Origin of the sequence: Pseudomonas sp. LAP_36, from assembly GCF_019456785.1 — a bacterium.
GTDB lineage: Bacteria > Pseudomonadota > Gammaproteobacteria > Pseudomonadales > Pseudomonadaceae > Aquipseudomonas > Aquipseudomonas tritici.
Map to the genome: position 1 here is coordinate 270745 of NZ_JAHZMS010000004.1, position 19128 is coordinate 289872.

The window sequence follows — 19128 nt, forward strand, 5'->3', positions numbered from 1 at the left end:
TTAGAGGAACGACCGTGCATAACGTCGTCATCAGCGGCACTGGCCTGTACACCCCGGCCAACAGCATCTCCAACGAAGAGCTGGTGCAGTCTTTCAATGCTTACGTGCAACAGTTCAACAGCGCTAACGCCGCCGCCATCGAGCGCGGTGACGTGCAAGCCTTGACTGAATCCAGCGCAGCCTTCATCGAAAAAGCCTCGGGCATCAAGAGCCGCTTCGTGATGGACAAAGACGGCATCCTCGACCCGCAGCGCATGGCCCCGCGCCTGCCTGAGCGCAGCAACGACGAGTGGTCGGTGCTCTGCCAGATGGCCATCGGTGCTGCCGAACAAGCCCTGCAACGCGCCGGCAAGACCGCCGCTGACATCGACGGTGTCATAGTCGCCTGTTCGAACCTGCAGCGCGCCTACCCGGCCATCGCCATTGAGGTCCAGGAAGCCCTGGGCATCGAGGGTTTTGGTTTTGACATGAACGTGGCGTGTTCCTCGGCCACCTTCGGCATCCAGAACGCCGCCAACAGCATCCAGCTGGGCCAGGCGCGGGCGATCCTGATGGTCAACCCGGAAGTCTGCACCGGCCACCTGAACTTCCGCGACCGTGACAGCCACTTCATCTTTGGTGACGCGGCCACGGCTGTGATCCTCGAGCGCGCCGACCTGGCCACCTCCGAGCATCAGTTTGACGTGGTGAGCACCAAGCTGCTGACCAAGTTCTCCAATAACATCCGCAACAACTTCGGCTTTCTCAACCGCGCCGCGGAAGAGGGCGTCGGCGCGCCTGACAAGCTGTTCGTGCAGGAAGGCCGCAAGGTTTTCCGCGATGTCTGCCCGATGGTGGCCGAGCTGATCGGCGTGCACCTGGCGGAAAACCAGCTGAACGTGGCCGATGTGAAGCGCTTTTGGCTGCATCAGGCCAACTTGAGCATGAACCACCTGATCGTGAAGAAACTGCTCGGCCGCGAAGCCACGGTGGAAGAAGCGCCGGTGATCCTCGACACCTACGCCAATACCAGTTCGGCAGGTTCGGTGATTGCGTTTCACACCTATCAAGATGATTTGCCCAAGGGTTCCGTGGCCGTGCTCAGTTCGTTTGGCGCGGGCTATTCGATTGGCAGCGTGATCCTGCGTAAACGCTGATCTACCGGTCGATCACGGTCAACTGTGGGAGGCTGGCTTGCCTGCGATACAGACACCTTGGTGTATCAGTTACACCGCAGTGATGCCATCGCAGGCAAGCCAGCTCCTACAGGGGATCGGATTTCGACAGTGAAATCGAGGTTAATCAATGGCAGCAGCGGACGACGCGCACCTGCTTGAACGTCTGCTCAAGGGTGAGCAACGGGCCTATAAGGAGTTGGTCGCCACCTATCAGAGCGCCATGCGTGCAGTGGCCTATGCCATCGTCGGCCAGCGCCACGCCGACGAAATCGTGCAGGATGCCTGGCTGTCTGTGGTACGCAACCTGGGCAAATTCGAAGGGCGTTCCAGCCTCAAGACCTGGCTGCTGACTATCACCGCCAACGCGGCCAAGGGGCGCTACAAGCAGAATCGTCGCGAAGTATTGCTCGATGATCTGCCTTCACCCCACGGCACCATTGGTGATGACCGTTTCGCCCCGGACGATGGCCACTGGGCCGTCGCCCCCTACGCCTGGCACCAGGACACTCCGGAAGCCTTGCTGACCGAGGATGAACTGCGTGAATGCCTGGAACACACATTGCTGAGCCTGTCTGAGCTGCAAAGCAGCGTGCTGGTGCTGCGTGAACGCCAGGGCCTGGAGCTGGAAGAGATTTGTAATCTCCTGACGCTGTCGCTCTCCAATGTCCGTGTGCTGTTGCACCGAGCGCGGCTTAAAGTCTTCGCCACGGTGGAGCATTTTGAGGAAACGGGCGAATGCTGACCTGTAAAGAACAAGTGGCACGTTCCAGTGACTATCTCGATGGGCAATTGACCTTTCGCGAGCGTCTGCTGGTGCGTCATCACTTGATGTTCTGCCCGAACTGCCGACGGTTTATCCGCCAGATGCGTCTGATGCAGGCCACGTTGAAGATAATGCCGGATGAGCCGGTTGAAGGTGTGGATGCCTTGGCGCAGCGGCTGGCTGCCGAGCGGCTCAAGGGGGAGTGAAGCAGCTGCAAGCTGCAAGTGAAAAGCGGCAAGTGACCCGCTTCTCCTTGAAGCTTGTCGCTTGCCGCTCAAAGCTGCTTCTTTAGAACTTGGCTTCTGCGTCCAACTGCAGGGTGTTGGCGTTGGCATCGCGGTAGCCTGCGGCGCTGGCGTAGTCCGCTTTGGTCAGGAAGTAAGTGGCGCCGACAGCGAAGTTCTTGTCGATGTCGTAGCCGACTTTGAACTTGTGACCGCGTGCACCGGTGAAACCGCCGGCGAAGTCCGAGTCGGTGAGGGCGCCGACCACGGCATAACGCTGTACGTCGCGGTAGTTGTAGTCCAGGTTGAAGCCGAACACTTTGGACTTGGCACCGAGCAACCAGGCAGTGTCCTGGTCTTTGTCCGTGGCCTTGGTGTTTTGCACGTACTGGCCATAGAACGACAACGGTACAGCCAGGCCGCCGATATCGATTTGGCTGAAGCCTTCATACAAGCGGTACTCGCTGGCATTACCGGCTGTGGTATTGGCGACCGTTTCGGCTGGGGTCAGGCAAGCGGTAGAGCCAGCGGTCGGGCAGCGGCTGTCTTCATCGTTCTGGAACGCATAAACACTGCCGCCCAGCGTCAGTTTCAGGTTGTCGGTCAGGGTGAAGCGCGACCCCAACTGGCCGGCGGTCATGCGCAGGTCATTGCGAAACTGCACGCCGTCGCCGTTGACGTTGTCCTTGAGGTTGTAGTTACCCAGGCTGCCGAACAGCTCGGCGCTGCTGCCCAGTGGGTATTTGTAAGTCAGGGCCAGGCCTTCCGGGTTGATATCACTATCCCAGATCACATCACCCATGCTGACCCACGGCTGCAGCATTTTGCCGCCGATCACGTGCAGGTTCTTGATCTGGTCCGGGTGGTAGTCGATGTAGCCGAGGTCCAGCCAGATCGACTTCTTGTTGAAGTAGCCGTCCAGGTCCTGGTTCGTGGAACGGGCGTCGTCACTGCTACCCGTGGCGATACGGATGCCGGTGTCGACCTGCGAGTTGATCTCGGTGTAGGCGCCCAGACGAGCACGGATGCGCTCACGGTCCTTGTCCTTGCCGCCGTTGTTCGGGGTGCCGTCGATCTTGATGGTTTCGTGGCGGAAGCGCACGTCACCCTTGAGCTGGGTCTTGGCAGCCCAGGCCAGCTTCTGGTCGAAACTGCTCAGCTCATTGGTTTTCTTCGCGGTGGCGGCGATCTGTTCGTTGGTCTCTTGTTGAGCTTGCCGTGCGATCTGCTGTTCTTTCTGGTCTTTGGCCAATTCGCTTTGCAGTTCAGTGTACTGCGCCGCGGTGATCTGACCGTTGGCCTTGAGCATGTCGAGCAATTTAGCGTCGACTGCAGCGCTGGCCGGAACGCTCAGGGCCAGTAACAGGCCGCCGCACAGGGCCGCCGCAGTTTTAGTGGAAGCAAGACGCATATCAATCTCCGAAAGTGAGGAGGGATGGCAAACCATCCAGGACACAACCGACCGATGACGGACGGAAAAATAACCACCTGCTAGAACCAGGGGCTCTAAAAACAGGCGTCAGTATCACGATCGTTTATGACGGCGCAGTGGCTAAGTGATGTCATCTAGATGACAAATTATTTAGGATCGGAACTATTGGTTTAGAGCCTTGTCACGCGATTCGGGGGTGTGCTGGGACCGGCGATAAGCGATACTCGCGAGGCTTTCACGCCCCGATCAGTGAGGATGCACATGCCGTTGCAACGCCTGGACAGCCTGTCCGAAATCGCCCCGCAGGTTTGGGATGCACTGGTGCCGGACGCCCAGCCTTTCGTGCGGCATGCCTTCCTGAGTGCCCTGGAAGACAGCGCCAGCCTGGGTCCGCAATCCGGCTGGCAGCCGGAGCATTTGCTGCATTGGGACGGTGATCGGCTGGTGGCAGCGTTACCCAGTTATCGCAAGTGGCATTCCTATGGCGAGTACGTGTTCGACCATGGCTGGGCGGATGCCTGTGAGCGGGCCGGCATCGATTACTATCCCAAGTTGCTGACGGCTGTGCCGTTCAGCCCGGTGAGCGGGCCACGCCTGTTGGCGGCGAATGCCGAGGCGGGTGTTGAGCTGCTGAAAAGCCTGCCGGGTTACCTCGAAATCGAGGGACTCTCCAGTGCCCACATCAACTTCACTGACGCGCTGGCCGATGCTGCACTGGCGCAACAGCCGGGTTGGTTGCAGCGCCTGGGTTGTCAGTTTCACTGGCAGAACCGTGGCTACCGCGACTTCCAGGATTTCCTTGATGCCTTGAGCTCGCGCAAGCGCAAACAGATGCGCAAGGAACGTGAGCAAGTGGCGGGGCAGGGCATCGAGTTCGAATGGCTGCAAGGGCATGAACTGAGCGAAGCACAGTGGGATTTTGTCTACGCCTGCTACGCCAACACCTACGCGGTCCGCCGCCAAGCCCCTTACCTGACCCGCGTTTTTTTCAGCCTGCTGGCCGAGCGCATGCCCGAAGCGATTCGGGTAGTCCTGGCCAAACAAGGTACCCGCCCGGTCGCCATGGCCTTCAGTCTGATCGGTGGTGACAGCTTCTACGGCCGCTACTGGGGCTGTCTGGCGGAATTCGACCGCCTGCACTTCGAAACCTGCTTCTACCAGGGAATGGACTACGCCATCGCCCACGGCCTGCAACGCTTTGATGCGGGGGCCCAAGGCGAGCACAAGTTGATTCGCGGGTTTGAGCCGGTGATTACACGCTCGTGGCATTACCTGCGTCATCCCGGATTGAAAAATGCCGTGGAGGATTTCCTCGAGCGCGAGCGGGTGGGGATCGTGGCGTATGCCGAAGAGGCGAAGACGGCGCTGCCGTATCGGCAGGTTGGATGAATACGTGTTCCGATACGGGTAAGTATTTGTAGTGAGCGGGACAAGCCCGCTCACTACAAAGGATAGCGCTCTGCCTCAGCCCGGCTCCTCCTTGCCCAGCCATCGAATAACCGCCGGGCGAATGCTCGCCATAGCCGTTGGACGCCAGCCCCGACGCCAGTTCAAGCCCCGGTTTACCACTGGCAATGAAGTACAACAGTGCCGCGGCGACCGTGCCGCCGACAACCTGCGCCACGATGTACGCCGGTAATTCCCTGGCCGGAAACCTTCCGCCCACGACCAGCCCCACGGATACCGCCGGGTTGAGGTGACAACCACTGATATGCCCGATGGCGAACGCCATGGTCAGCACCGTGAGCCCGAATACCAGGGCATGAAAACGCGCTAGGGTCCGATGGCTTCGGTTGCCTGGCGCTGATCAAGTGTGGGAGCTGGCTTGCCTGCGATAGCGGTGCGTCATTACTGGGAGGCTGGCTGACAGACCGCCATCGCAGGCAAGCCAGCTCCCACAGGGGATCGCGGTGTTGTTTCAGTCGATACCGACGAAGCCTCCCGTCTGGTGCTGCCACAACCGCGCATACAACCCACCATGCGCCAGCAACTCGGCATGGCTGCCACTCTCGGCGATCAGGCCTTTCTCCAACACCACCAGGCGGTCCATCCGCGCAATGGTCGACAAGCGGTGCGCAATCGCAATCACCGTCTTGCCTTTCATCAAGGTCTCAAGGCTTTCCTGGATCGCCGCTTCCACTTCCGAGTCCAGGGCTGACGTGGCTTCGTCCATGATCAGAATCGGCGCGTCCTTGAGCAGCACGCGGGCGATGGCGATACGTTGGCGCTGCCCGCCGGAGAGTTTCACGCCGCGCTCACCCACGTGAGCATCCAGCCCGGTACGGCCTTCAGCGTCCGACAGCAGCGGGATGAACTCATCGGCGCGGGCCTTGTGCACGGCGGCCCAGAGTTCTTCGTCGGTGGCGTCGGGCTTGCCGTACAGCAGGTTGTCGCGGATCGAGCGGTGCAGCAACGAGGTGTCCTGGGTGATCATGCCAATCTGTGCGCGCAGGCTTTCCTGGGCGACCTCGGCGATGTTCTGGCCGTCGATCAGGATGCGTCCGCCTTGCAGGTCGTAGAGTCGCAGCAACAGGTTGACCAGCGTCGACTTGCCCGCACCGGACGGGCCGATCAGGCCGATCTTTTCACCGGCCTTGATCTCAAGGTTAAGGCCGCCAATGATCCCGCTCTTCTTGCCGTAGTGGAAATCTACTTGCTCGAAGCGCACTTCGCCCCGGGGCACGCTGAGGCGCGGGGCGTTGTCGCGGTCGATCACGGCCAGTGGCTGTGCGATGGTTTTCAGGCCGTCCTGCACCATGCCGATGTTTTCGAAAATGCCGTTGACCACCCACATGATCCAGCCGGACATGTTGACGATGCGAATGACCAAGCCGGTGGCCAGCGCGATGGCGCCCACGGAAATCAGCGACTGCGTCCACAGCCACAGCGCCAGGCCGGTGGTGGTGACAATCAGCAGGCCGTTCATGGTGGTGATCACCACGTCCATGCTGGTCACCACGCGGCTGGCCAGCTGGGTTTTTTCAGTCTGCTCGATGATCGCTTCCTTGGCGTATTCCTGCTCGGATTGAGTATGGGCAAACAGCTTCAAGGTGGTGATGTTGGTGTAGCCATCGACGATGCGGCCCATCAGTTTGGAGCGCGCCTCGGACGAAATCACCGAGCGCTCCTTCACCCGTGGCACGAAATAGCGCAGCGCCAGGCTGTAGCAGATGATCCAGCTCACCAGCGGGATCATCAGGCGCCAGTCGGCCTCGGCAAACAGCACCAGGGAACTGATGGCGTAGATCGCCACGTGCCAGATCGCGTCCACCGCAGCCACGGCAGAGTCACGCAGCGAGTTGCCGGTTTGCATGATGCGCTGGGCGATACGCCCGGCGAAGTCGTTCTGGAAGAAATTCAGGCTCTGCTTGAGTACGTAGCTATGGTTCTGCCAGCGGATCAGGCTGGTCATGCCGGGGCTGATGGTCTGGTGCACCAGCAGGTCATGCAGGGCGCCGAAGATCGGGCGCAGCAACAGGGCAACTACGGCCATCCAGATCAGCTCGGTGCTGTGGACCTGGAAGAAGTTGGCGGGCGGCGTGCCCTGGGCCAGGTCGATGATACGGCTCAGGTAGCTGAACAGCGCGACTTCGATCAATGCGCCGATCAAGCCCACCACCAACAGCGCGGCAAAACATGGCCACACCTGGCGCAGGTAGTAGAGGTAGAACGGCAGGACTTTATCGGGCGGGGCGGCGCTTGGCGCGTCGCGGAAAATATCGATCAGTTGTTCAAAACGACGATAGAGCATTAGGGTTGACGCCCGCCTGGCGGGCTCTCCTGTTCAAATGCGCGCGCAGCCTTGTGGGCTGCGCACGGAGCTTCCTGCAGATCTCAGTCGATGCGCTTGGCCGACTTGATGTAGACAGGATCGATAGGCACGTTCTGCATGCCTTGCTTGGTGGTGGTCTGCGAATTGACGATCACGTCGACCACGTCCATGCCCTTGACCACTTTGGCGAATACGGCATAACCGCGATCACGGCCTGGGTCGAGGAAAGCGTTGTCGGCCACATTGATGAAGAACTGGCTGGTGGCCGAATCCGGATCACTGGTGCGCGCCATGGACAAGGTGCCACGTACGTTATGCAGACCATTACTGGCTTCGTTCTTGATCGGCGCTTCGGTTGGCTTTTGCGACATCGACTGGGTGAAGCCACCGCCCTGTACCATGAAGCCCGGGATCACACGGTGGAAAATCGTGTTGTTGTAGAAACCCTTGTCGACATAGGCCAGGAAATTCTTGGTACTGATCGGCGCCTTGACCGGGTCCAGTTCGATTTCAATGTCGCCGTTGGTGGTGGTGATGAGTACGTGAGGCGCCTTGGCGGGTTCGGCCGCCATCAGGTTGGCAGCGAACAAAACAGAACCGGCAAGAAAGGCGATTTTTTTCAGCATGGGTCAATGATCCTGGGTAGTGGTTTCGACTGTCGTTAGAAAATCGAGCAGCGTGGCGTTAAAGACTTCGGGTTGATCCAATGGCGTGGCGTGGCGGGAATCTCTGATCACCACCAGTCGCGCATCGGGCAGCAGTTTTACATAGTTTTCTTTCTGCGCCACGGGGGTGTAGTCGTGGTCGGCGCTGATGACCAGGGTTGGACAGGTAATCCGCGAAAGGCGTTCCTGCACACCCCAGCCTACAATCGCATCGAAGCTGGCGAGATAAGCACGTTTGTCGTTTTTTGCCCAGCGTTCGGCCATCTTGCGGCGCAGGTCGGCCTGGTGCGGTTTGGGGAATAGGCGGTCGCCCAGCGCCTTGCCGATAGTGGCCAGGCTAAGCACGCGCGCCAGGCTCCAGCGCTTGGCCCACTGCCAGTAATCATCAGCGCTGCGTACCTTCACCTCCGGCGCGCTGTTGACGATGCACAGGCTCTTGACCCGTGCAGGTTCATCCACCGCCAGTTGGAAGGCAATCATGCCGCCCATGGATAAGCCCACCACATGGGCGGGCGGCAGGGCCAGGTGTTCGATCAGCGCGAGCAGATCAAAGGTGAAGCCCTGGATGCTGTAGCGTTCGCGCGGTTTGTCCGAGCGCCCATGACCGCGCACATCCACCAGGACCAGGCGGTAATGTTTGGCCAGCACGGGAATCTGCAGCTCCCAATCCTGGCTGCTGGAGCCCAGGCCGTGGATCAGGATCAGCGGGGTGCCGTGGCCGTATTCCTCGTAGTACAGGCTGCATCCTTCGTGGTCGAACCAGGCCATGCTTGAACTCCGTTTCAGGCTTGCCAGGGGGCAGCGAAGGGCGCGTCCAGGGGGGCGGTGTCAAAGGTGCGCAGCAGTTCCACGAGGATCTGCGTCGCCGGCCCCAAGGGTTTGTCTTTGTTTGAATACAGATAGAACGTGGGGTGGCGGCTGCCGCCCTGTTCCAAGGGTAGCTGCTTGAGCACGCCTTCGCTGAGTTCACGTTCGATCATGTGCCGAGGCAACCAGGCAAAGCCCAGGCCGCTGCCCACAAAGGCGGCGGCGGTGGCCAGGCTGCCGACGGTCCAGCGCTGTTCGGCGCCAAGCCAGCCCACATCCCGTGGTTGCTGGCGACCGGAGTCGCGGATCACCACCTGCATCTGGCTTTCCAGGTCCTGGAAACTCAGCTCGCGATTCATGCGGTGCAGGGTGTGCTCGGGGTGGGCCACGGCGACAAATTCCACATCGCTCATTTCCGTGCCCAGGTAGCCCGGGATGCTGAAACCGCAAATCGCCAGGTCGGCCACGCCTTCAATCAGCAGCTCTTCAACGCCCGACAGCACCTCCTCACGCAGGCGCACGCGGCAACCACGGCTCTGCGGCATGAAGGCGGAGAGCGCGCGCACAAGGCGTGCGTTCGGATAGGCCGCGTCCACCACCAGGCGGACCTCGGCTTCCCAGCCCTGCTCCATATGGTGCGCGAGGTCTTCCAGCTGGCTGGCGTTTTTCACCAGTTGCCGGGAGCGGCGCAACAGCACTTCACCGGCGTCGGTGAGCACCGCCTTGCGCCCATCAATGCGCAGCAGCGGCACACCGAGCTGGTCTTGCATGCGGGCCACGGTGTAGCTCACCGAAGACTGCGAACGGTGCAGCGCTTCGGCCGCCTGGGCGAAGCCGCCATGGTCGACCACGGCTTGCAACGTACGCCATTGATCGAGGGTAACGCGGGGCGCTTTCAAGATGGGTTCCTCTTGTCCTAAGCTGACAGTCCTTATTGGAGACTGCCGAATGAGAAAATTCTGTTGTGTGTTGCTGGCGCTGCTGCCGATGAGCGCATTTGCCTACCCCATCGACGTCACAAAAAAGATCGACGGCGTCAGCATCGATTACACCGCCTCCGATGTGGACGGCGATATCAGTTCGATCCAGCTCAATAACTACGGCACGAATGACGCCGTCTGCTCGGTAACCTTCACCAACGGCCCGGAATCACCGCGTCGCCGCACGGTCACGGTGCCAGCGGGAAAAAGCACGAACACCACGGCCAAGTTCAACCGCGCCATTATCAAGATGCGTATCGCCCTGGCTTGCGCGCCGAAGTAACCCGACAGCGGAGCATGCCGACAGCAATACTCCGCTTATGAACAAATTTATAGATGGGTTATAGCAGTTTTTTGCGCTTTTTAATCGAATTGGCTCTGTTTAATCTTCACTCTATCGACTTACAGCAATTACAGATGGAGCCTACAAAGCCATGTCCAATGTTCTGATCATCGAAAGCAGCGCGCGCCAGCACGATTCGATTTCCCGCCAACTGACCCGGCAGTTCATCAGCCAATGGCAGGCCGCTCACCCGGCGGATCAGATCACTGTGCGTGACGTAGCCCTCAACCCGGTTCCGCACCTGGACGCCAACTTGCTCGGCGGCTGGATGAAACCTGCGGATCAGCGCAACGGCAATGAGCAGGCGTCCCTGGATCGCTCCGACGAATTGACCAACGAACTGCTGGCGGCCGACGTACTGGTGATGGCTGCACCGATGTACAACTTTGCCATCCCCAGCACCCTCAAAGCCTGGCTGGACCATGTGTTACGTGCGGGTGTGACCTTCAAATACACCGCCACCGGCCCTCAGGGTTTGCTGACCGGCAAGCGCGCCATCGTGCTCACCGCTCGCGGCGGCATCCACACGGGCGCCACCTCTGATCACCAGGAACCCTACCTGCGTCAGGTCATGGCCTTCATCGGGATTCACGACGTCACCTTCATTCACGCCGAAGGGGTGAACCTGAGTGGGGACTTCCAGGAAAAGGGCATTAACCACGCCATGGCGCTGCTGGCACAGGTCGCCTGATCTTTTAATCGCCAGATAATCCCGCGATGTTTATCTAGCTCCACGCAACCCTTCAAGTACGCGTATCGAACCTCCCTTTGCACTTTTTGCTCCTGAGTGCTCCTGCCCGACTGACGCATTAGCGAGGTCGGGTTTTTTTTGCCCCGAGTTTCTTCAATCGGCGAAAACCTTTAATGTCCCGCCCATTCGAAATGAGGCGCGCATGGGCTATTTACTGGTTGTCACTCTGATTCAGGCATTTTCCTTCAGCTTGATCGGCGAATACCTCGCCGGTCACGTCGACAGCTACTTTGCAGTGCTGGTGCGCGTGTTGCTGGCCGGGCTGATATTTATCCCGCTGACGCGCTGGCGTTCGGTGGAGCCAGCCTTCATGCGCGGCATGCTAGTGATTGGCGCGCTGCAGTTTGGCGTGACCTACGTGTGCCTGTACCTGAGCTTTCGCGTGCTCACGGTGCCGGAGGTGCTGCTGTTCACTATCCTCACGCCGCTGCACGTGACCCTGATCGAAGATGCCCTCAACCGCCGTTTCAACCCGTGGGCGTTGATCGCCGCGTTGGTGGCAGTGGCCGGCGCGGCGGTGATCCGCTTCGACCAGATCACCCCGCACTTCCTTGGGGGCTTCCTGCTGCTGCAACTGGCCAACTTCACCTACGCCGCCGGGCAGGTGATGTACAAGCATTTGGTCGCGCGTTATCCCAGTGATTTGCCGCACTACCGACGCTTTGGTTACTTCTACGTGGGCGCGTTGCTGGTGGTGTTGCCGGCGTTCCTGCTGTTCGGCAAGTCGAACTTTCTGCCGGAAGCACCGCTGCAATGGGGCGTGCTGGTATTTCTTGGACTGGTCAGCACCGCCCTGGGGATGTATTGGTGGAACAAAGGCGCCTGCCTGGTCCATGGCGGCACCCTGGCGGTGATGAACAATCTGCATGTGCCGGTGGGGCTGCTGCTGAACCTGCTGATCTGGAACCAGCACGAACCGCTGGGCCGCTTGGCCCTGGGTGGGTTGGTGATTCTGGGGGCCGTGTGGATCAGTCGGTTGGGTGTGCGCAAGGCGCAATTGTTACGCTGAACCCCTTGTGGGAGCGGGCTTGCTCGCGAATGCGGTATATCAATCAGCACATCTTTTTCTGATTCACCACCTTCGCGAGCAAGTCGAATCGTCGCACCGCCACTCCCACAAGGGACCGCGTCTTTATATCGACACTTTTTCCGGGGCTGGCAAATGACTGGCCCCCAACACCGCCGGCAACATCCCAGCGCGCAGATCATTGCCACTCGGCTGCTGATACAAGCTCAAGCCAAACTCCGGCAATACCGCCAGCAGGTAATCAAAGATATCCCCCTGGATCCGCTCGTAATCCGCCCACGCTGTGGTGCGGGTAAAGCAGTAGATCTCCAGCGGCACGCCCTGGGCGGTGGTTTGCATCTGGCGCACCATGCAGGTCATGTTCGGCTGGATGTCCGGGTGGCTTTTCAGGTACGCCAGCGCATAAGCGCGGAAGGTGCCGAGGTTGGTCATGCGGCGGCGGTTTGCCGACAATTGCGCGCTGTTCCCCTGAGCTTCATTCCAGGCCTTGAGTTCAGCCTGCTTGCGCCCGATGTAGTCGGTGAGCAGGTGCACCTGGGTCATGCGCAGTTCTTCATCGTCACGCAGGAAACGCACGCCACTGGCGTCGATATACAGGCAGCGCTTGATGCGGCGCCCGCCGGAGGCCTGCATGCCGCGCCAGTTCTTGAACGACTCGGACATCAGGCGCCAAGTGGGGATGGAGACGATGGTCTTGTCGAAGTTCTGCACCTTGACTGTGTGCAAGGTGATGTCCACCACATCGCCGTCGGCGCCGACCTGGGGCATTTCGATCCAGTCACCGACCCGCAACATGTCGTTGCTGGTCAGTTGTACGCTGGCGACGAACGACAGCAAGGTGTCCTTGTACACCAACAGGATCACCGCCGACATCGCACCCAGGCCTGAGAGCAGCAACAGCGGCGAACGGTCGATCAGGGTGGCGACAATAATGATCGCGCCAAACACGAACAACACCATCTTCGCTAACTGCACATAGCCCTTGATCGAGCGGGTGCGTGCGTGTTCGGTACGTGCGTAGATGTCCAGCAAGGCGCTGAGCAGTGCGCTCATGGCCAGTACCAGGAACAGAATGGTGAGCGACAGGGCCACGTTACCGATAAACAGAATGGCGGTCTTGCTCAGGTCCGGCACCAGGTACAGGCCGAACTGGATCACCAGCGACGGCGTCATCTGGGCCAGGCGATGAAAGACTTTGTTATGCCGCAGATCGTTGACCCAGTGCAGGGCCGGCTGCCGGCCGAGCAATTTGACGGCGTGGAGAATGAGATAACGCGCTACACGTCCAAGCAGCAGCGCCACGACCAGCAACACCAGCAGACCGAGGCTGGCATGGAGCAACGGGTGTTGATCGAGGGTGCCCCAAAGGTCTTGGACGTTGAGCCAGAGCTGTTTGATATCCATGGATGAGACCGATTCTTCTGTAAGACAAGACGGGGCGATTAGAGCATTTAAGTGCGACAAAGTTGACGTCATGGACAAATGCCCTGACAAAAAAGCAGCTGATTAGTACCGTTCGCGTAAAGAAACTCGGTTTGGACGCCCGAAACCGGTAACCTATGCAGCTGTTTTTTTGTATTTCTTCGAGGTAGCACCCGTGTTTTCCCAATTCGCCCTGCACGAACGCCTGCTCAAAGCCGTGGCCGAGCTTAAATTTGTCGAGCCTACGCCGGTGCAAGCAGCGGCCATCCCGCTCGCGCTCGAAGGGCGTGACCTGCGGGTGACTGCTCAAACCGGGAGTGGCAAGACTGCCGCTTTCGTCCTGCCGATTCTGCATCGTTTGATTGGCCCGGCCAAAGTCCGCGTCAGCATCAAGACCCTGATCTTGCTGCCGACCCGCGAGCTGGCCCAGCAGACCTTGAAGGAAGTGGAGCGCTTCTCGCAGTTCACGTTTATCAAGTCCGGCCTGATCACCGGCGGCGAAGACTTCAAGGTCCAGGCCGCCATGCTGCGCAAGGTGCCGGATATCCTGATCGGCACCCCTGGCCGCATGATCGAGCAACTCAACGCCGGCAACCTTGACCTCAAGGAAGTCGAAGTGCTGGTATTGGACGAAGCCGACCGCATGCTCGACATGGGCTTTGCCGACGACGTGCAGCGCCTGGTAGCCGAGTGCGTCAACCGCCAGCAGACCATGCTGTTCTCCGCCACCACCGGCGGTTCGACCCTGCGTGAAATGGTCGCCAAGATCCTCAACAACCCTGAGCACCTGCAGGTCAACAACGTCAGCGACCTGAACGCGACCACGCGTCAGCAGATCGTCACCGCCGACCACAATGTGCACAAAGAGCAGATTCTCAACTGGCTGCTGGCCAACGAGACTTATCAGAAAGCCATCGTGTTCACCAACACCCGCGCTGCGGCCGACCGCATCTACGGTCGCCTGGTGGCCCAGGAATACAAAGCGTTCGTGCTGCACGGTGACAAAGACCAGAAGGACCGCAAACTGGCCATCGACCGCCTCAAGGCTGGCGGCGTGAAGATTCTGGTTGCCACCGACGTTGCCGCGCGCGGCCTGGACGTGGACGGCCTGGACTTGGTGATCAACTTCGACATGCCGCGCAGCGGCGACGAATACGTGCACCGTATCGGGCGTACCGGGCGTGCCGGCAACGACGGCTTGGCCATTTCGCTGATCTGCCACGGCGACTGGAACCTGATGTCGAGCATCGAGCGCTACCTCAAGCAGTCGTTCGAGCGTCGCACCATCAAGGAAGTCAAAGGCACGTACACCGGACCGAAGAAGGTCAAGGCGTCGGGCAAGGCGGTTGGTGTGAAGAAGAAAAAGACCGACGCCAAGGGCGACAAGAAGAAAACCGGCGCCAAGTCGCCGACCAAGCGCAAGATCGCCAACCGGCCGAAGACCGACAACCTGTCGCTCGTCAGCAAAGATGGCATGGCGCCACTTAAGCGCCGCAAGCCGGAAGCACCGGCTGCTGAGTAAGGCTTGAGTGATGTAAAAAAACCGGACATTTGTCCGGTTTTTTTTGATCGTTCCCATGCTCTGCGTGGGAATGCCTTCGGGGATGCTCCGCGTCCTGCTTTTGCCTTTAGCTTTTGGCTTTGGCAGCTGCTTCCTTGAGTTCCTTGAGCCGAGCATCGATCAACTGGCACTTGTCAGGAAACTCGGCACTTTCGGTATCCAGATCCATCTTCTGCAGCTCGTCGTTCATCTCCTTGGCCTTGGTCGGGTTCTGTTCGGTCAGTTTGGCCACTTCCTGGGCCAGTTGTTCGCGCTTGGCCGTGGCCTCGTCTGGTGTGCAGGCCCAGGTTGGCAGAGCAGTCAGCAGCGTGGCGGCGATCGCCAGGTTTTTCAGGGTTTTCATGGAGAGACCTCCTTGGCGGTTATGTGCTGTTGAGGGCGCGAACGTCTGGAAAGTTCAGAGAAATGACACGCCGTCTATTCGGCTGAACGGCGGCTGACGTGACGGGTCACACCTCAAGACGGGCTAATTTTCCTTAAGCCTGCAGGAGGAATCAGGATGACGACTTACAACTGGGATCTGATCGAACGGCTGTTGCATGAAGTGCAGAACGGCGAGGGCAGCTTCGCGCCGCGCAAGTATGCCGAGCAGGAAGCAGCCGAGAAGGCGACGGCGGGCGAATCGACCGGCAACCTGGATGCGCTGAAAAAGACCGCTGCGGATTATGAGGCGCTGCTGTTCAAGCGTGGCTTTATTGAATCGCGCCCTGAGGAAGAGGGCGGTAATGGCGAGAACTTCATCCTGACTGCACTCGGCGCGCAGTTGCTGGCGCTGATCGACAGTTCGATCCCGGGCAACGATCATCCGCGTCAGGTGTTGGATGAGCAGGCGGATGCACTGGATCCGGCGACCTTTGCTGAAGTGGCGTCAAAAGCTCAGATTGCCTGAGTGCTTCTGTGGGAGCGGGCTTGCCCGCGATGACGGCGTGTCAGTCGATATAGTCGTTACTGACCGATCGCTATCGCGGGCAAGCCCGCTCCCACATTTTTAGATCGTGGCAGCCTTCAGGCATTTCAGCGCTTTGAAGTCGCTGCGCACGCCGTCAATTTTCTGCGTCAGCTTCAAGCGTTGTTGCGCGCTACTGTCTGCCATCAGGTCGACCAACAGACTGCGCGCTGCAGCCTCTGTCTGGGCATAAGCAGCGCGATACTCCGGGGTCCACAAGCTCTCCCGATCCACCAGCAACTGCTGCATTTTCTGCGGGAAGTCGGCGCTTGCACGGTGTTGCACGGCGTCGATGAATTGAGCCTGCCACTGCGCACGGTTGCCGATCCATTCCGTGTTCTGGTCTCCCAATGCGAGCGACCACGCCGTCACGCGATTCTGCTGACTGGCGCTGAGCGGGCCCATCCACGTATCCAGGCGCTTGCTCATGCGCTCGGCACGTTCTTGGATCTGCTTGGCCAGTGGCGGCTTCAGGTATTCATCCTGGCGCTTGCGCAGATCCTTGGCCAGCGCCTCGTTCATTTCCTTGACCTGCTGATCGTCCAGGCCCTTGAGCAGTTCGATGGCCGATGGCGTGATCTCACGGGCGACCTCGTCAATAGCCTGCTTGGCTTCGGCGGTACGGGTCTGCAAGGCGGCGTCTGTGACCTGGTTGTTGTCGACCATCTGTTGCAGGCGATCCAGCCAATCCAGATAACCCGGCAGCTGCGTGGTGCAGTGCCAGGCCAGGTGTTCCTTGAGTTTGTCGTTGAACCAGCTCTTTTGCCCGGCGTTCATGTCCAGGTAATCGTTGAGGGTCCAGGGGATGATCACGTCCAGGTTGCGGTAGGCCAGGCCCACGCGATTGCAGCCGGCGAGCATCAGGCTCACGGTCAGCAATACCACCAGTAATTTGAGCCGACGCAGCATGGGCGGGTCCTTCGCGGAATGGGGTGTCACATGTGAACCCGCGCTGGGCGCGACAGTTCAGCCCATTAATAAAACGTCCGCGCGGCCTTCAACGTCAACAGACCATCGCATTGCGAATTATGTCCGGAATACGCCGAGCAATCCCCGCCGCTCAGGCTGGAGTCGCTGTAGATCAGGTTCAGGTCAACGCCCATCCATTCCCGCGAGAATTGCACCGACCAGTCACTGAAGGCGCGGATGGAGCCGCCGTCCACCGAGACTGGAGCGCCCAACTGATGAGTGGTGTATTTCATGCTGACCCCAATGCCGAAAGGTTGGGTGCCGCCGAGGTCGGCAAACAGGGTGCTGTCCTGGCGGTCCGGATCGTTGCTGAAGGAGGCGCCAAAGCGATTGCCCAGCAGGTTCAGGCCGCCGTAGAACTCCTGGCTGTCGAGGGGGCTGAGCTTGGGGTAGCTGTAATGGATCAAGCCCACTTCGTAGCCCAGGGTCTGATCGAAGGGGTGCTTGAAGCCCATGTAGGAATCGACTTCGAGGGTGCTGGCCGAAGACAAGCCCATGTTCGGGGAAAACTGGCCGAAGTAGAGGCCGCTGTCGTGGCTCAGGTCCAACCCGCCATGGAACGAGTCGCTGCCAGGCGACGTTGGCTTGACCAAGCCCTGGGCCATGCTGCGGCTGGGGGTGGTGCCCAATTTCAAATCGAAATCGCCCAATTCGCGCTGAAAGATCTGCGCGTCGGCGAAGGGGCTGGCTACCAGGGCGCCGACCAGGAAAATACAGGGTTTGAGCATGCTTCACTCCATGAAAAGCGAGGAGCAGTGACGAAGGAAATCGGGCAGATGCCCGTGCTAGACGCGTGCAAGCATACCGGCGAATGCCTGTAGGTGAGGGCCGTTCGTCGATTCATGCAAAAATGTGGATGATTGGAGAGGGTATTTCGAGCTCTAGTCCTAGCGCCTTGAGGGCAAGACGCTTAGGGACCAGGTGTGTTGCGCGGTATTACTTTTTACCCAAGCTGATCTGCTTGGATGGGCCGAAAGTCTGGCCGCTCACGCCTTTGGCAATTTGCTGGATTTCGCCGCCGGACTTAAGGAACGCAGCGATCTGGCTGTTGATCGATTCGCTGGTTTCAACGGCTGGAGCTGGCTTTGCTTTGCTGTTGGATGCTTTTACACGCATGGCGGCCACTAACCTGTAGAAAATTAACTTGGCCAGGCATCGTACAGGAAATACTTGACAATTGCTTGGTAAATATCCCCCAGGAATAAGTGCTGCGCACGGAAATAGTAAAGTTTCATTTTTTGAAATAAGCCCCTAACTTACTGTTTTAATTCGAAACCATGGGGCGGTCGAGGGTTGGCGGCTTGAAAAAACTGGCCGATTGATCGGACGAGCGGGGCTGTGCGTTGGGCGATGCTATTGCAAGGCCACCTCAGCCCGCGTTTTTTCAGGCGCCCGCGCGTGGCGGGTCCAACTCGGGTAGAATGCCGCTCACGCAATGAGGGTATTTGGACATGGCTTTAGTCGGGCGCTACAACAGCTTGCAAGTGGTAAAACACACTAACTTCGGTTTGTACCTGGATGGTGCGCAAGACGGTGAAATCCTCTTGCCTAATCGGTATATCCCTAAAGATATTCCCAGCGAAGATGAAGACTGGCTTAACGTTTTCATCTATCTGGACAGCGATGACAAACTCATCGCCACCACTGAAAAACCGAAAGTTCAAGTGGGTGAATTCGCCAGTTTGAAAGTGGTGGAAGTCAACAGTATTGGCGTGTTCCTTGACTGGGGTTTGCCCAAGGATCTGTTGCTGCCTTACTCGGAAGAAAAACGCCAGATGACCGCAGGTGAATACTGCGTGGTGCACGTTTATCTCGACAAACACACCAAGCGCATCACCGCCACTGCGCGCCTGGATCGTTACCTGGACAAAACGCCTGCTAACTACCAGGTGGGCCAGGAAGTCGACCTGCTGGTGGCCGAAGCCACTGATATGGGCTTCAAGGCGATCATCAACAACAAGCATTGGGGCCTGATCCACAAGAACGAAGTGTTCAAGTTCCTGCGCCCGGGCAAGGAAGAAAAAGGCTTTATCAAAGAAATCCGCGCTGACGGCAATATCAGCCTGAGCCTGCAACCGGTCGGACAGGAAGCGGCCTCCAGCCTGAACTCGAAGATCCTCGCCAAGTTGCGTGAAAACAACGGCACCTTGCCGGTCAGCGACAAAAGCGACCCGACGGTGATCAGTAACTTGTTCGGCGTGAGCAAGGGCAACTTCAAGAAAGCCATTGGTGCGCTGTATAAGCAGGGCCAGATCGTGATTCACGCGGATCGAATTGAACTAAGCTGATCGCGCTTTGCTCTTCTGTAG

Annotated in this window: 19 protein-coding genes and 2 pseudogenes; 10 read left to right on the top strand and 11 right to left on the bottom strand. The window is 59.2% G+C overall.

Going from position 1 to position 19128, the window contains the following annotated elements:
- Positions 1-14: 14 nt before the first annotated feature.
- The 3 genes from JBO08_RS15975 to JBO08_RS15985 all read left to right on the top strand — a co-directional run bounded on the left by JBO08_RS15975 (position 15) and on the right by JBO08_RS15985 (position 2126).
- On the top strand, positions 15-1136 hold the full coding sequence (locus tag JBO08_RS15975; protein ID WP_065873826.1) for a beta-ketoacyl-ACP synthase III: 1122 nt from the start codon (positions 15-17) through the stop codon (positions 1134-1136).
- 148 nt (positions 1137-1284) lie between these two features.
- Complete coding sequence (locus JBO08_RS15980; RefSeq protein ID WP_065873825.1) at positions 1285-1899, top strand: RNA polymerase sigma factor; 615 nt, start codon at positions 1285-1287, stop codon at positions 1897-1899.
- A complete protein-coding gene (locus tag JBO08_RS15985) occupies positions 1893-2126 on the top strand; it encodes an anti-sigma factor (RefSeq protein ID WP_065881214.1) in 234 nt (77 codons plus the stop codon). The genes JBO08_RS15980 and JBO08_RS15985 overlap by 7 nt, the downstream gene beginning before the upstream one ends.
- Before the next feature lie 553 nt (positions 2127-2679).
- Here JBO08_RS15985 and JBO08_RS15990 read toward each other — a convergent pair.
- Positions 2680-3555: pseudogene (locus JBO08_RS15990) on the bottom strand (putative porin); the annotation flags it as partial.
- Between the two features lie 282 nt (positions 3556-3837).
- Here JBO08_RS15990 and JBO08_RS15995 point away from each other — a divergent pair.
- Positions 3838-4965: a GNAT family N-acetyltransferase gene (locus tag JBO08_RS15995; protein ID WP_220074788.1), complete on the top strand. Its 1128-nt coding sequence runs from the start codon at positions 3838-3840 to the stop codon at positions 4963-4965.
- Between the two features lie 97 nt (positions 4966-5062).
- On the opposite strand, the pseudogene JBO08_RS16000 reads toward JBO08_RS15995, so the two are convergent.
- From JBO08_RS16000 to JBO08_RS16020, 5 genes and pseudogenes are all read right to left on the bottom strand, one after another.
- Positions 5063-5338: pseudogene (locus tag JBO08_RS16000) on the bottom strand (aquaporin); the annotation flags it as partial.
- Positions 5339-5494: 156 nt separating this feature from the next.
- Positions 5495-7327, bottom strand: coding sequence for an ABC transporter ATP-binding protein (locus JBO08_RS16005; RefSeq protein WP_220074787.1), 1833 nt, complete (start codon positions 7325-7327; stop codon positions 5495-5497).
- Between the two features lie 83 nt (positions 7328-7410).
- Positions 7411-7974, bottom strand: coding sequence for a peptidylprolyl isomerase (locus tag JBO08_RS16010; RefSeq protein WP_065873821.1), 564 nt, complete (start codon positions 7972-7974; stop codon positions 7411-7413).
- A 3-nt stretch (positions 7975-7977) separates the two neighbouring features.
- Positions 7978-8781: an alpha/beta fold hydrolase gene (locus JBO08_RS16015; RefSeq protein ID WP_220074786.1), complete on the bottom strand. Its 804-nt coding sequence runs from the start codon at positions 8779-8781 to the stop codon at positions 7978-7980.
- 14 nt (positions 8782-8795) lie between these two features.
- Entirely contained in the window at positions 8796-9719 is a 924-nt protein-coding gene (locus JBO08_RS16020) for a LysR family transcriptional regulator (protein ID WP_065891102.1), read from the bottom strand.
- A 49-nt stretch (positions 9720-9768) separates the two neighbouring features.
- Between JBO08_RS16020 and JBO08_RS16025 the strand changes: the two genes are divergently transcribed.
- The 3 genes from JBO08_RS16025 to JBO08_RS16035 all read left to right on the top strand — a co-directional run bounded on the left by JBO08_RS16025 (position 9769) and on the right by JBO08_RS16035 (position 11903).
- On the top strand, positions 9769-10083 hold the full coding sequence (locus JBO08_RS16025; protein WP_220074785.1) for a 3-phosphoglycerate kinase: 315 nt from the start codon (positions 9769-9771) through the stop codon (positions 10081-10083).
- A 151-nt stretch (positions 10084-10234) separates the two neighbouring features.
- Positions 10235-10834 carry an FMN-dependent NADH-azoreductase gene (locus JBO08_RS16030; RefSeq protein WP_220074784.1) on the top strand — a complete coding sequence of 200 codons (600 nt, stop codon included), beginning with the start codon at positions 10235-10237 and terminating at the stop codon, positions 10832-10834.
- 202 nt (positions 10835-11036) lie between these two features.
- Entirely contained in the window at positions 11037-11903 is an 867-nt protein-coding gene (locus JBO08_RS16035; protein ID WP_220074783.1) for a carboxylate/amino acid/amine transporter, read from the top strand.
- Between the two features lie 123 nt (positions 11904-12026).
- Here JBO08_RS16035 and JBO08_RS16040 read toward each other — a convergent pair whose 3' ends face one another.
- The gene (locus tag JBO08_RS16040; RefSeq protein WP_220074782.1) at positions 12027-13325 is read right to left on the bottom strand and encodes a mechanosensitive ion channel family protein; all 1299 of its coding nucleotides are present in this window, start codon (positions 13323-13325) and stop codon (positions 12027-12029) included.
- A gap of 193 nt (positions 13326-13518) precedes the next feature.
- Here JBO08_RS16040 and JBO08_RS16045 point away from each other — a divergent pair, with 193 nt between their 5' ends.
- Positions 13519-14865: a DEAD/DEAH box helicase gene (locus tag JBO08_RS16045; protein ID WP_065873815.1), complete on the top strand. Its 1347-nt coding sequence runs from the start codon at positions 13519-13521 to the stop codon at positions 14863-14865.
- Positions 14866-14971: 106 nt separating this feature from the next.
- On the opposite strand, the gene JBO08_RS16050 is transcribed toward JBO08_RS16045, so the two are convergent.
- On the bottom strand, positions 14972-15247 hold the full coding sequence (locus tag JBO08_RS16050; RefSeq protein ID WP_065873814.1) for a hypothetical protein: 276 nt from the start codon (positions 15245-15247) through the stop codon (positions 14972-14974).
- Positions 15248-15403: 156 nt separating this feature from the next.
- Between JBO08_RS16050 and JBO08_RS16055 the strand changes: the two genes are divergently transcribed.
- Complete coding sequence (locus tag JBO08_RS16055; protein ID WP_017134854.1) at positions 15404-15793, top strand: hypothetical protein; 390 nt, start codon at positions 15404-15406, stop codon at positions 15791-15793.
- A 99-nt stretch (positions 15794-15892) separates the two neighbouring features.
- Here the strand turns inward: JBO08_RS16055 and JBO08_RS16060 are convergent, their stop codons facing one another.
- The 3 genes from JBO08_RS16060 to JBO08_RS16070 all read right to left on the bottom strand — a co-directional run bounded on the left by JBO08_RS16060 (position 15893) and on the right by JBO08_RS16070 (position 17935).
- Positions 15893-16759, bottom strand: a complete 867-nt coding sequence (locus JBO08_RS16060) for a DUF6279 family lipoprotein (protein WP_065873813.1) — start codon at positions 16757-16759, stop codon at positions 15893-15895.
- A 65-nt stretch (positions 16760-16824) separates the two neighbouring features.
- Positions 16825-17547, bottom strand: a complete 723-nt coding sequence (locus JBO08_RS16065; protein ID WP_220074781.1) for a TorF family putative porin — start codon at positions 17545-17547, stop codon at positions 16825-16827.
- A gap of 208 nt (positions 17548-17755) precedes the next feature.
- The gene (locus JBO08_RS16070; protein ID WP_003193095.1) at positions 17756-17935 is read right to left on the bottom strand and encodes a hypothetical protein; all 180 of its coding nucleotides are present in this window, start codon (positions 17933-17935) and stop codon (positions 17756-17758) included.
- 335 nt (positions 17936-18270) lie between these two features.
- Between JBO08_RS16070 and JBO08_RS16075 the strand changes: the two genes are divergently transcribed.
- Complete coding sequence (locus JBO08_RS16075; protein WP_049712084.1) at positions 18271-19107, top strand: S1 RNA-binding domain-containing protein; 837 nt, start codon at positions 18271-18273, stop codon at positions 19105-19107.
- Positions 19108-19128 lie beyond the last annotated feature (21 nt).